Consider the following 12,402-nt stretch of genomic DNA (forward strand, 5'->3'; position numbering starts at 1 on the left):
GGATCTCACGTAATCATTTATTACCTTTGGTTGAACTCCTGTGGTGTTTTGCGAGATGCCGGTTCTCCTCCGACCGCCTCTGTAATCATCTTTGTCATAACCTCCGCCAGCATCATGACCGTAAATAATCTCGTGTTATTTAGCGATTGGGCAGGATATAATGCGTCCAGGTAATTTACCACTGCTTTCATATGATATTCACCCACACTTGGCAGCTTTTTATTTACAGCTATACCTGGTATTAACGAACCTTCTTTTAGAAAAATGAATCCAATTTGTGGTTCATCTCCCAAACACGCATCAATTCCTAAAATAAATGGATCTTGATGGGTTTGATGAATTTCCTTTAATACCCGCTTAAGATTTAAGGCATGAACAGGTTTTTCTAAGGTTCCATACACGGGAAAGGGAATTCCATTTTCTTGTAGCTTCGTCCCTACGATTGGTCCAAGTGAGTCTCCTGTTGAACGATCTGAACCAACACATAAAAAAACGACTTCTCTAGAGGTATTGTTTAGAACGCCTTTAAGTTTATTAACAAATTCATGATATTCATTTCCATCTGCGGTCTTTTCTACGGAATAAAAACATGACCTTCCTGAATGTTCAATCGTTTTTCTCTTGCTGTCAAAAGGCCACATCAGCATCAACCCTCTTCTCAAGTTGTAGTTCACCGTTTCTGTCCATTTATCAACTGTCATGATAGCTACACTTCTTTCGAGGAATTCATATACGTTTACTTATATTTTATGATACCGCTTATAAAACCTTCCATTACCAAGCACGAAAAAATCACAAAAAGAAGCGGGAAAGTTCACATTTTCGTAACAACTAGCACCTAACACCGGTAACGTCTTGGTGACAGGCACTATGTACTATTTATCTATATTTACTTTCCATCCAACGAATCTACCTGTCAATTAAAATAAAAACTCCGCTGAAATTGGTTTTCAACAGAGTTTTACCCAAACTTTAATCAATTATATTCCGCCGCCCTCATCATGAATGGTACTGTTCTCCTTGCGAATGGTCGCTGATAGACTTAACGCTCCCACCGTTGCAATCAATGTACTTAAGATGATGATGATATTGTAGATATTAGTTTCTATTAATAGATTGATAAGGATATAAGAAATAACCAGTGAAGCTAAAGGTGAAATTAACCAAACTTTTAAGATTCGTTGAATCACTGATTTTTGCCAAATCCCAAAGCCCTTTTGTGCAGCACCTACTCCCAAAATACCGCAGGTTGTTACTTGAGTAAGCGGAATGGGGAGTCCAAATAATGATGCTATAATTACAAGCGTTCCTCCTGTAAAGGAAACAGCACTTCCTTCTAGTAACGACAAGCGGGTAATCTTCTTGCCATTCGTTTCAAGCACTTTGTTTCCTAGTAATATAGCTCCTATTGAGACAAATAATCCGCCGAACCAGATTCCTTTCGTCGTCGAAATCATCCCTGCGCCTACCAACGGCCCAACCGCATTAGCCACATTATTCATCCCTGCCGAAAAAGCCTCTAAACAGCCGCCAACGACAAGTAAAATCGCCAACCATTTTCTCCATTTTCCATTCCTTGTCAAACCAACCCATCGTCTTTCTGCAATGGCAATCAATTTACCAAGCGTAAACGTAATTAGAAAAGAGACAATCGGAACGAGCACCCAAAACGAAACAATCACTAAAAGATTATCTATGTATAAACTTTTAAAAGCAATCCCTGCTCCGACAATGGACCCAACGGTAACTTCACTTGTCGATAAGGGAATCCCCAACATATTCGCGATAAATAAAGTCAAAGTAGCACCTGCAAGGATAAGGACAACTAATTTAATACTAAGGAGACTGGAAGGAATAATCCCTGCGCCTATCGTTTTCACAACCTCTCCACCACCAAGTACAGCACCTAGAAAGGCTGCAATTGCAACCAGAAACATGGCCAGGCGTTTACTCTTTATTGCATCCGCACCATAGGCCGACCCCATCGATGCTGCTGTCCCACTTGCTCCAATATTCATCGCGAAGAAGAAAGCAATGATAAAAGCAATAGATGTCCAAACCATATTGAATCTCCCCTTACGTAACCTAACTAATAATCTGGTAAACTAGCATCAAAAATGCCTAATTCAATTCATACTATTCAGGTAGGAATATAGTATTTTGTTTATTATACAATCATTGCTCTTATTAATCAATCACTTATTTCAGATGTCTTAGAATTTTCTAAAAAAATATTTGGTTATCCATTTATGGGCATAAAAAAAAAGAGTCCAAAAACTCTTTTTTCGATGTTTCATTAAAAATGATGATAGCAAAAACGTCTTAGATGAGCTTACATATACAAAGCTCTAGGAACCGTTGGCAGCTATATCGTCGGACTATTGCTTTGTGTTTGAAGTGCACCAGTCACATCATAACTGGTTGGGTCTATTTCTGTTGGTTTGCCTAAGACCAGTTTGGCCAGTTCCTTTCCAAGATAGGGTCCACTTGTTAAACCTGATGCCCCTAATCCATTGGCTAAATAGATTCCTTGGTAACCAGGTAAAGCCCCGAATACAGGCAAAAATCCTGGGGTGAAGGGCCGAAAACCAACTCTAGTTTCAAGATAGGTGCTTGCAGCCAAACCTGGTGCAACTTCCAATGCCTTGCTTAGGATCTCATTTATTCCACTCGCTGTGACGCTTGTATCAAAACCTGCCTCATTTTCATGCGTTGAGCCTACAACAACTCTTCCATTGCTAAAGGTCAGGATGTAATGATTTAGTGGTGGTATCACCACCGGCCATTGGCTTGTATTCGTTTCTGGTAATTGCAAATGGATGATTTGTGCCTTTTGGGGTTTAACTAGAAAATGAACACTTAGAGGCTGTAACAGCTCATTAGCCCATGCCCCAGCTGTAACAATGACCTGATCGGCAAAAAGTATTTTTTCTTCAAGTTTAATCCCAATTGCTTTATTCCTCTCGATAACAAGGGACGCATTCCCGTTCAAATAAGTAATGCCTTTTTTGATGGAGGCACGGATTAATAATTCACGGATTGCACGTCCATTGATACGTGCACCTCCACTCACATGAACAGAGCCAAATTCTTCTGATAAAGGCGGGAATAACTGTTTGGTTTCAACTGGCGATAAAATAGTCACTTCTCCAATTTCTGGAGCATCTTCCCGTCGCCTCAGAGCGCGTTCCGCCATTTGTTCAAGTTTATTCTTGTCCATATGCAGACTAATGGCACCAACCTTCCGATAGCCTGTCTCGTTCTCACCATCTGTTTCTAAGTGCGCAATTAATTCTGGATAGTAACGAGCACCGCCCTTGGCCAACTGATACCAGGCTTTGTTTCGCCGCTGTGAAAGCCAGGGACAAACGATCCCCGCCGCTGCATCCGTTGCTTGTCCCTGATCCATCCTATCAACTAATGTCACCTCCGCACCTTCTAGTGCAAGATGATAAGCTGTTGACGCACCAAGAATTCCTGCTCCAATTACGATGATACTCTGCATGTTACACCTTTTTCCGCTTGCTATATTAAGTAAAATTTAACATTATTATTAAAAAAATGACTTGATGATTTCTTGTTTATTCTTACATTCCGTACAAGTGTACTCTATTTCTAATGCATCTTCGTGGACGATCTGCTCTGTCTCCTTGCCGCATTTTTCACAATATAGATTTTTGGGAAATTCTATCATACCTACCACTCACTTTTTATAAAATTGTTTTTTAAATATATGTCTAATATTCCCACACCATTGTGTCCCTATCCTATGGAAGGCCTCAATAACTGAAACAGAATCCATTGATAATGAAATGGAGCAAATCCGGTTAAATTATATACGAGCAATTAATTGCTCAAAAACTTCGTCGGGAGTGATGTATCATGGCTAGAAACAAACTATTGGTTCCTGGAGCAGACAATGCTTTAGATCAAATGAAACAAGAAATTGCCAACGAGTTTGGAGTTCAACTTGGTGCTGATACGACCGCACGAGCAAACGGTTCAGTCGGCGGCGAGATGACCAAACGACTTGTAGCTTATGCTGAACAAACCCTTCAAAATCATCAAAATCAATAACTGATGATTTTAGAAAGAGGCTGTCCCATGTATATTGGGGCAGTCTTTTTCCATTTTGGGTATACAAACTTCACTGATTTAAGTTTAAATAGAAGAAAAGGCAGAAAGGAGAATAGCATGAATAACAAAATCGCAATTGTAACAGGGTCTTCGAGCGGCTTCGGGATGTTAACCGCCATTGAATTGGCCTTAAAGGGCTTCACGGTTATCGCTACGATGAGAGATATAAATAAATCAAAAGCATTATTAGAGCTCGCGGCAGAAAACAAAGTCGAGGATTTCATCCATGTTCAACCACTCGATGTAACGTCTAGTGAATCCATTCATCTTTTTCGTGGTAAATTGACGGATTACTCCGCTGTAGATGTGTTAGTAAATAATGCGGGATTTGCACTTGGAGGTTTTAGTGAAGAGCTTTCCATCGATGATTATCGACTACAATTTGAGACCAACTTTTTCGGCTTGATTGCCGTAACGAATGCTGTCCTTCCATTGATGCGTACAAGGAAAAAAGGACGGATTATTAATATAAGCAGTATCAGCGGCAGATTTGCATTTCCTGGGTTATCTGCTTATGTCGCATCTAAGCACGCTCTTGAGGGTTATAGCGAAAGCTTGCGGCTGGAGCTTAAACCCTTTGGGATTGATGTATCCTTAATAGAGCCTGGCTCCTATCAAACCAATATTTGGTCAAGTGTAGATGGGTTAGAAGTAGATCCTGAGTCTCCCTACAAATCCTATATGGAGAGTTTGTTACATGAAATAGAAGGTGGAAAAGCCAGTCATGGCCAACCTATTGAAGTGGCCAATTTGGCAGCACAAATTGCCTCGCAACCAAAATCACCCGACCTTAGATATCCAATCGGGACCGGTGTAAAAAATATGCTTGCCTTAAAAAGTATCCTACCGTGGAAGCTTTTAGAATCAATTATTTTAAAGAAGCTCAAACGTTAATTATTTGTCGCATCAATTATCACTAGGTTATTTTTACGAAGGGCTTGTTTATCACGAATTCTAGCGAGTCTTTTCGTTTTTTCTTTTTCATAAAAATAATGAACCAGAAAGTAAGATACCACACCGAGGACAATCCCAAAAATCGTCATTCCGATTAACACATGAACTCCCCCATGAAGAAGGCTGACCACTCCACTGAAGTCTGCTTGCATGATTTGCTCAATGGAAAAAGGTGCTCTATGTCCGATTGTCCCGTTAATTGGATAAATCAGTTTACCGACTTTTTTTGCAAAAGGCAGTAGTAAAACAGGCAAAAAGGAAAGTTTTCCAATAACATTGCCGATGATTGCGGCCGGCAACGACCCTCTGGCGATTCGAACCATTGGAAAAAATACAATATAAATAAGGGAAGCCGTTGAAAGAACAACCATTTCCAGGCCAAAACCAAGTGCAAATCCCAAAGAAACTTTCTTGGCTCCACCAGGAGAACGTAACAGTTTAATAAAATTCAACTTAAATGCTCGTCCCATTCGTTGAATAAAATTATATTTTTTAGGTTTAATGTTCATAGGACTACTTCCTTTTTATCACAGATTTTCAGACTCACCTTGGGTTTTTAGTTCAATATTACCGTTACCAATATCATAACACTAAAAATAGAATAATTAAGGTCAAATTTGTGAAATGTAAGCGAATTCACAAATTACCAAGGATAAATTTTCCTCCTGTCTCGCTTTAACTGCTTAAAAAATAATGAATGATTCTTATTATTCCTTACTTAATAAAAATAAGCCGTGAAAAGGTGATAAAAAATATCCCTTTCACGGCTTTATTTTACTGAAAAATCCGATCGATTTCTTGGATTTCTTCTGATGATAATTGAACAAGTTAAGGTTTTTAAATTATGGAGCACTTGATCGTCACGTTTTGCTCCTGGAATGATCACATCATGCACGGACGGGACAAATACCAGGCCAAAATAACTTGAGCCACTTCCGCATCCTTTGCAGTTGCAATACGGCGAACCTGCGCTATTTTTTCTAAGTTTTGTTCGAACGCGCTCTCTTGAAATTGTGGTCTTTTCCGATTCTTTTCACTCACTTCAGCTAGGGAAGTATACTTACCCGTTAATAAACCGGAAGCTAGCGGGTAAAATGGTACAAACGAAATCTGCTTTTCCGTAACGTAAGGAAATAACTCCGACATCTCCCCTTATTTTTCTAATTTTATGATAACAACGTTAGGATGAGAAAACAAAGTAAATGCATTTATTTTAGGTAAGAATATAAGGATACGGTTGATGCCCGTTTTGGCGGGAGGTTCAATTCGACGGGAACCATACAGGGTATATGATGCCCGTTTGCTGTGAAAATTCAATTCGACGGGAACTATACAGGGTCTATGATGCCCGTTTGCTATGAAAAATCCATTCGACTGGAACTATACAGGGTCTATGATGCCCGTTTGCTATGAAAATTCCATTCAACGGAAACCATACGGGGTCTATGATGCCCGTTTGCTGTGAAAATTCGATTCAACGGGAACCATACGAGGCCTATAATGCCCGGGATGACATGAAAAAACGGCTAACTGTAATCAAGAAAACTAAAAAGATGAGGAGAATTTGATGAAGGTAACGGATGTTCTTGTCGATTGTTTAGAAAATGAAGGCGTGGAATATGTGTTTGGAATTGTCGGCACCGAGGTACTTGATCTTGCTGATTCCCTTTCAAAATCAACCCAGATTCAATACATTAATGTCAGACATGAGCAAGGTGCGGCTTTTATGGCCGATGTGTATGGCCGATTGTCTAAGAAAGTCGGCGTATGTTTATCAACACTTGGTCCTGGGGCCACGAATTTATTAACAGGAGTCGCAAGTGCCAAGCTCGACCATTCACCAGTAGTAGCCCTTATCGGCCAGGCCGGTGTGGAACGTCACCAGCAGGAATCCCACCAATATATCGATCTCGTTAGAATGTTCGAACCCGTAACAAAATGGAGCACACAAATCAAGCAATCGCAAACCGTTCCATCAATAATCCGAAAAGCATTCAGAGTTGCAAAAATGGAGAAACCCGGTTCTGTCGCAATTACCTTACCAGAAAATTTTTCAACCCAAATGATTCCAGATAAGCCCTTACCAGTTACACCTTTGCCTGATAGTGTTCCAGTTAACGAGGCGATCCAAACTGCAAAGAAACTGATTAACAACCATCTAAAACCATTTATTCTTGTTGGAAACGGGGTCATTAGGCAAGAGGCAGCCTCTGAACTTTTGACCTTTATCGAGAACCTTCAGTCCCCTGTTACACATAGTTTTATGACAAAAGGTGTGCTTCCTAAAGAACACCCACTTAATTTCTATACTTTTGGTTTTAAAGAAAAGGATGCAGTATTACCTGGTTTGAACGAGGCTGATTTGTTAGTTGTCATCGGCTTTGACTTTGTTGAACAATTGCCCAAGGATTGGAATCAAAAAAAGCTTCCTGTGTTACATATCGATACCTTACCTGCAGAAGTCCACGAATATTATCCTGTTGAGGTGGAACTGGTCGGGAACATTAAGCAGACCTTGCAGCTCCTAAATCAATCCGACCTTCCCTTGAAGACCTGGATTCCGACAGGCGGACTCAAGGAGCAAATCAAAACAGCCTATCAGATACACGAGAAACAGCCTATGACCGATTCCGTGTCGCTGGAGAATATCCTTCATTGTATTGAAACTCACATTTCAGAGAACATGATTGTAATATCGGATGTCGGTTCCCATAAGGTTTCCATTGCGAAAACCTATCAGCCGAAAGGCCCAAACCGGTTAATCATATCAAACGGGCTCGCTTCAATGGGAATCGCCATTCCAGGAGCGATTGGGGCGAAGCTGGCTTGTCCAGATGACCCTGTAATTTGCATAACCGGAGATGGTGGGGCTTTGATGAATTTTGCGGAGATTGAGACGGCCCAGCGGCTCGGACTTTCCTTCATCATTGTTGTTTTAAATGACTCGATGTTAAAGCTTGAGGTTCAGCAGATGAACAAAAAATTTGGAGAAAATTACGGAGTCACCTTCCAGAATCCGGATTTCACCCTATTAGCAAAAAGCTTTGGAATTAACGGTACACTAGTGAGTACCTTGGATGAATTTGAAAACATCCTAAAAGATGCATTGCATTCAAAAGAGAAAATCACCTTAATAGAGGTTGCCATGCAGAATTGACCCAAGAATCCACCAAAGGGTGGCCTTTGCAAAATCGCTTTGGCCACCCTTTTAGTTATCCAGTATCTCTACCTTCTATCAGAGATATAACTTTAGAGTTAGTTGATCCTGATTTGTGGCTTTCAACCACTCATTTACCTTCTCACCGTCTTTTTAAGTCCTTGTGTTAATAAAGTGCTCTCTTCATTAAGCCAATCCCAGGGCTACTTCCATCATATTCGTAAATGCGGTTTGTCTTTCCTCTGGTGTGGTTTGTTCATTTCTAGTAATATGGTCACTGACGGTCAAAATGGTTAAGGCATTCACGCCGGCGTAGGCAGCATTCATATAAAGACCAGCTGTTTCCATTTCCACACATAGAATCCCCATTTTGCGCCACTTTTCGATTGCCGATGGGTCAGCATTGTAAAAAATATCGCTTGTCAGGACATTTCCAACATGAACTGGAAGACCTTTTGCATCCGCACCTTTCTTCGCTCTTTCCAACAATGAAAACGATGCTATATTGGAAAACTCTCCAGGAAGGTTATATTGATGAACATAGCGTGAATCAGTCGAGGCTCCCATCGCTAAAACAATGTCATACAAATTCATTTGGTCTTGGATGGCACCGCATGTACCAATTCGAATCAAATTCTTCACACCAAACACATGAATCAGTTCCCATGAATACAGACTCATACTAGGCATTCCCATCCCTGTGCCCATCACTGATATTTTCTTTCCTTGATAAGTTCCAGTAAAACCGAGCATATTACGAACGGAATTAAATTGGACTGGGTCCTCTAAATAGGTTTCTGCAATAAATTGGGCTCGTAATGGGTCGCCAGGTAACAGGATGGTTTCGGCAATTTCTACTCCGTTGGGTTTAATATGTGGTGTTTCTTTCTGATTCGTGTTACTCATGCTACTCACTCCTAATTTTGGTATATAACAAAGGTATTTTCTCTAAAGAATAGTTTTTTCATTCAAATAAAAAGCAACTACATCCATAACATGTAGTTGCCTGTGCTCTTATTGGTGGTTCCGAACGCCCCATTTGGCTTTCGCTTCAATCCTGCGGCGATGCAGAATTGGCTCAGTGTAGCCGTTTGGTTGGTCGTAACCTTTAAATACAAGATCACACGCTGCTTGAAAAGCAACCGATTGATCAAAATCAACCGCCATTGGGCGATAGGCCAAATCACCAGCATTTTGTTGATCGACCACCCGTGCCATCCGCTGTAAGGTTTCAAGTACCTGTTCCTTCGTACAAATCCCATGGTGAAGCCAGTTGGCGATATGCTGACTCGAAATCCTTAATGTTGCACGGTCTTCCATCAAGCCAACATGATTAATATCCGGTACTTTCGAGCAGCCAACACCCATTTCGACCCAGCGCACGACATAGCCTAGAATTCCCTGGGCATTGTTATCAAGCTCCTGCTGAATTTCCTCTGCTGACCAATTGGTATTTTCTGCGGCTGGAATGGTTAATATCTGATCTCGAAGATCTATGATATTCTTTGCTAACTCATCTTGCACCTTGGAAACATCCAGTTGGTGATAATGCAGCGCATGCAAGGTTGCTGCCGTTGGTGAAGGAACCCATGCTGTCGTCCCGCCTGCTTGAAGATGGCCGATTTTTTGTTTTAGCATTTCAGCCATTAGATCCGGCATTGCCCACATTCCTTTGCCAATTTGAGCGCGGCCTTTTAGACCTGCGCCAAGACCGACAAACACATTGGATTTTTCATAGCTTTGCAGCCAGGTTGAAAATTTCATATCATTTTTACGAACGACCGCACCAATTTCCATCGATGTATGGATCTCATCACCCGTCCGATCGAGGAAACCTGTATTGATGAAAACAATCCGATCCTTCACTTCATGAATACAATTTTTCAAGTTTAATGATGTGCGGCGTTCTTCGTCCATGACACCAATTTTTAGCGTATTCCGCTCAAGCCCAAGCATATCTTCCACCCGATTAAACGTTTCGTTAGCAAAGGCGGCTTCTTTCGATCCATGCATTTTTGGCTTAACGATATAAATCGAACCTTTAGAAGAGTTTTGATAACTGCCGTTTGCCAAAAGTGTATGCTTAGCAATTAAACTTGTAAGGACTGTATCCATTAACCCTTCTGGGACCTCGTTCCCATCCTTGTCAAGAATAGCATGGCTCTTCATTAAATGACCGACAATACGGACAAACATGAGAGAGCGCCCTTTTAAGGTAAGTACCTCCCCTGAAGGAGAAGTATACTGACGGTCAGGCTGAAGTGAGCGTGTAATCGTCTGATTATTTTTTGTAAAAGCTGCCGTCAAGTCACCTTTCATCAACCCGAGCCAATTAGAGTACACAAGAACCTTATCCTCAGCATCGACGGCGGCAACCGAATCCTCACAGTCCATGATCGTGGTTAAGGCCGACTCTATCAAAATATCTTTCACACCAGCCAAATCTGTTTTGCCGATTGGATGGCTCCGGTCGAATTGAATTTCAAAGTAAGAACCATTATTTTTTAACAAGATGGCAGCAGGATTTTCAGGATTTCCTTGATACCCAGCAAGTTTCGACTCCTCTTTTAACCCTACGCTTTCGCCGCTAGTGAGTAAAACTGCTAATCTTCCATTTTCAACCGAATATTTAACCGCTTCCTTATGCGAAAAATGGTCAAGTGGTGCCGCTTGATCTAGAAATTCCCTTGCAAAGGCAATGACTTTCTCCCCGCGAACGGGATTATAAACCCTTTCTCGCTGGGCCCCGCCGTCTTCACTAATTGCATCCGTTCCATATAGGGCATCATATAGACTTCCCCAACGGGCATTCGCTGCATTTAAGGCATAACGGGCATTATCAACAGGAACGACGAGCTGCGGACCTGCTTTGACAGCCACTTCTTCATCAACATTTTCTGTTGAAATCTGAAAATCAGCAACTTCCTGTTCTAAATAACCAATCTCTTTCAAAAATGATTTGTAATGTTCGAAGTGGAACGATTTATTTTCCCGGTGCCAAGTATTGATTTGATGCTGAATTTCATCCCTTTTTGCTAATAGACGATTATTTATCGGTGTCAAATCATCAAAGAGTGACTCAAAATCAGTCCAGAACTGCTCACGATCTAAGCCCGTTCCAGGTAAAGCATCCTCGTTAATAAAATGATAAAGGACATCCGCAACTTGAAGATTTCCGACTTTCACATAGTTAGACATGATTCCATTTCCCCCTTATGTAGCTTTAACTCCTACTCCCATACAAATCTTACTCATTTTCGGTACTCTTTGCTAACCAAACTCTCCCCCCACCTTCCCTTACTTAAGACCTTCATATTAAAATATGAAGCGCTTCCTTTATTATACAATACATAAAACGAGAAAAAACCTTGCAGTTTTGCAAAGTTTATTTTTAGCTTGATTAAAATATGCATAAAGGCAGCAACCGCTGCCATAAGGAAGAATTCCTTAGAATAATTAATTAGCCGATAGGATTTTGATTTCATTTTCCGCCTCAACCATCCTGCCAAATCGATAGCCTTCAATAAGTACGTGCTTCTCATGGTCACTTAGGCTCCGCTTCCATTTCGTTTCTAAAAAATAAATGACTTCGTTATAGAAAATTTCTGTGTACTCAAAGGGTTTATTCATAAATATGTCTCCTTCCTGATCTTAATAGCCCTCTGCTTATCAGTCTTGACCATTTGTAAAGAAATTAAAAATCGTCAACAAATGTAAGCCATCAACTCAAAAAACAGCTTTAATAACCAGACACCCTTGTTTATTGTTTCTTCTTTTAGGGTAGATTGGGATGCAGGAGAATTTGTTATCAAAAGGAGAAGGAAATGGCGAAGAAAAATAACATGACTGCAAAAACGAATGACCCTAACAATTTCTGGTCCGGCCTTCTGTTTGGCATTGGACTGGTCGCTTTTATTGATGAAACTGTTTTTCATCAATTACTGCATTGGCATCATTTCTACGATAAGTCTACGACGGAAATCGGATTAGTATCGGATGGATTTTTCCATGCGTTTAGCTGGTTTGCTACGGTTGGGTCCTTATTCATGCTTGCCGACCTGCGCCGCCGTAAAGGATGGCTGCCGAAAAGGTGGTTAGGGGGCGTGTTACTAGGGGCCGGCGGGTTCCAATTATACGATGGAACCATCCAACAT

General features: G+C 40.9%; 12 protein-coding genes. 4 read left to right on the plus strand and 8 right to left on the minus strand.

All coding sequences use genetic code 11. From position 1 onward, the window contains the following. Window positions 1-20: 20 nt before the first annotated feature. The 3 genes from yyaC to V7121_RS01960 all read right to left on the minus strand — a co-directional run bounded on the left by yyaC (window position 21) and on the right by V7121_RS01960 (window position 3,505). The gene (gene yyaC / locus V7121_RS01950) at window positions 21-701 is read right to left on the minus strand and encodes a spore protease YyaC (protein ID WP_335545494.1); all 681 of its coding nucleotides are present in this window, start codon (window positions 699-701) and stop codon (window positions 21-23) included. Window positions 702-980: 279 nt separating this feature from the next. After that, complete coding sequence (locus tag V7121_RS01955) at window positions 981-2,063, minus strand: inorganic phosphate transporter (protein WP_335498645.1); 1,083 nt, start codon at window positions 2,061-2,063, stop codon at window positions 981-983. 302 nt (window positions 2,064-2,365) lie between these two features. Then, entirely contained in the window at window positions 2,366-3,505 is a 1,140-nt protein-coding gene (locus V7121_RS01960) for an NAD(P)/FAD-dependent oxidoreductase (protein ID WP_335498643.1), read from the minus strand. A gap of 377 nt (window positions 3,506-3,882) precedes the next feature. On the opposite strand from V7121_RS01960, the gene V7121_RS01965 reads away from it, so the two are divergent. Continuing rightward, complete coding sequence (locus tag V7121_RS01965; RefSeq protein ID WP_335498639.1) at window positions 3,883-4,077, plus strand: alpha/beta-type small acid-soluble spore protein; 195 nt, start codon at window positions 3,883-3,885, stop codon at window positions 4,075-4,077. A gap of 117 nt (window positions 4,078-4,194) precedes the next feature. Continuing rightward, a complete protein-coding gene (locus V7121_RS01970; protein WP_335545495.1) occupies window positions 4,195-5,031 on the plus strand; it encodes an SDR family oxidoreductase in 837 nt (278 codons plus the stop codon). On the opposite strand, the gene V7121_RS01975 is transcribed toward V7121_RS01970, so the two are convergent. Both V7121_RS01975 and V7121_RS01980 read right to left on the minus strand, forming a co-directional pair. Continuing rightward, window positions 5,028-5,600 (minus strand): DUF2062 domain-containing protein, encoded by a 573-nt coding sequence (locus V7121_RS01975; protein ID WP_335545498.1) that lies wholly within the window; start codon window positions 5,598-5,600, stop codon window positions 5,028-5,030. The genes V7121_RS01970 and V7121_RS01975 overlap by 4 nt on opposite strands. A gap of 373 nt (window positions 5,601-5,973) precedes the next feature. Further along, window positions 5,974-6,237 (minus strand): aldo/keto reductase, encoded by a 264-nt coding sequence (locus V7121_RS01980; protein ID WP_335545500.1) that lies wholly within the window; start codon window positions 6,235-6,237, stop codon window positions 5,974-5,976. Window positions 6,238-6,658: 421 nt separating this feature from the next. Between V7121_RS01980 and V7121_RS01985 the strand changes: the two genes are divergently transcribed. Continuing rightward, entirely contained in the window at window positions 6,659-8,248 is a 1,590-nt protein-coding gene (locus tag V7121_RS01985; protein ID WP_335545502.1) for an acetolactate synthase large subunit, read from the plus strand. A gap of 186 nt (window positions 8,249-8,434) precedes the next feature. Here V7121_RS01985 and deoD read toward each other — a convergent pair whose 3' ends face one another. The 3 genes from deoD to V7121_RS02000 all read right to left on the minus strand — a co-directional run bounded on the left by deoD (window position 8,435) and on the right by V7121_RS02000 (window position 11,878). Further along, on the minus strand, window positions 8,435-9,154 hold the full coding sequence (deoD, locus tag V7121_RS01990; protein WP_335498627.1) for a purine-nucleoside phosphorylase: 720 nt from the start codon (window positions 9,152-9,154) through the stop codon (window positions 8,435-8,437). 108 nt (window positions 9,155-9,262) lie between these two features. Beyond that, a complete protein-coding gene (locus tag V7121_RS01995) occupies window positions 9,263-11,446 on the minus strand; it encodes a malate synthase G (protein ID WP_335545503.1) in 2,184 nt (727 codons plus the stop codon). Window positions 11,447-11,704: 258 nt separating this feature from the next. Next, the gene (locus V7121_RS02000; RefSeq protein WP_335497502.1) at window positions 11,705-11,878 is read right to left on the minus strand and encodes a hypothetical protein; all 174 of its coding nucleotides are present in this window, start codon (window positions 11,876-11,878) and stop codon (window positions 11,705-11,707) included. 194 nt (window positions 11,879-12,072) lie between these two features. On the opposite strand from V7121_RS02000, the gene V7121_RS02005 reads away from it, so the two are divergent. Beyond that, a partial coding sequence (locus tag V7121_RS02005) for a DUF2243 domain-containing protein (RefSeq protein ID WP_335545505.1) occupies window positions 12,073-12,402 on the plus strand: 330 nt, incomplete at its 3' end.

This window comes from Neobacillus drentensis (genome assembly GCF_036962125.1).
In the GTDB taxonomy this organism is placed as follows: domain Bacteria; phylum Bacillota; class Bacilli; order Bacillales; family Cytobacillaceae; genus Neobacillus; species Neobacillus drentensis_B.

What these genes read in the sequence shown, in the direction of transcription:
- yyaC (WP_335545494.1), bottom strand. Translation starts at nt 701, where the DNA reads ATGACAGTTGATAAATGGACAGAAACGGTGAACTACAACTTGAGAAGA.
- V7121_RS01965 (WP_335498639.1), top strand. Translation starts at nt 3,883, where the DNA reads ATGGCTAGAAACAAACTATTGGTTCCTGGAGCAGACAATGCTTTAGAT.
- V7121_RS01985 (WP_335545502.1), top strand. Translation starts at nt 6,659, where the DNA reads ATGAAGGTAACGGATGTTCTTGTCGATTGTTTAGAAAATGAAGGCGTG.
- V7121_RS02000 (WP_335497502.1), bottom strand. Translation starts at nt 11,878, where the DNA reads ATGAATAAACCCTTTGAGTACACAGAAATTTTCTATAACGAAGTCATT.
- deoD (WP_335498627.1), bottom strand. Translation starts at nt 9,154, where the DNA reads ATGAGTAACACGAATCAGAAAGAAACACCACATATTAAACCCAACGGA.
- V7121_RS01980 (WP_335545500.1), bottom strand. Translation starts at nt 6,237, where the DNA reads ATGTCGGAGTTATTTCCTTACGTTACGGAAAAGCAGATTTCGTTTGTA.
- V7121_RS01995 (WP_335545503.1), bottom strand. Translation starts at nt 11,446, where the DNA reads ATGTCTAACTATGTGAAAGTCGGAAATCTTCAAGTTGCGGATGTCCTT.
- V7121_RS01975 (WP_335545498.1), bottom strand. Translation starts at nt 5,600, where the DNA reads ATGAACATTAAACCTAAAAAATATAATTTTATTCAACGAATGGGACGA.
- V7121_RS01970 (WP_335545495.1), top strand. Translation starts at nt 4,195, where the DNA reads ATGAATAACAAAATCGCAATTGTAACAGGGTCTTCGAGCGGCTTCGGG.
- V7121_RS01955 (WP_335498645.1), bottom strand. Translation starts at nt 2,063, where the DNA reads ATGGTTTGGACATCTATTGCTTTTATCATTGCTTTCTTCTTCGCGATG.
- V7121_RS01960 (WP_335498643.1), bottom strand. Translation starts at nt 3,505, where the DNA reads ATGCAGAGTATCATCGTAATTGGAGCAGGAATTCTTGGTGCGTCAACA.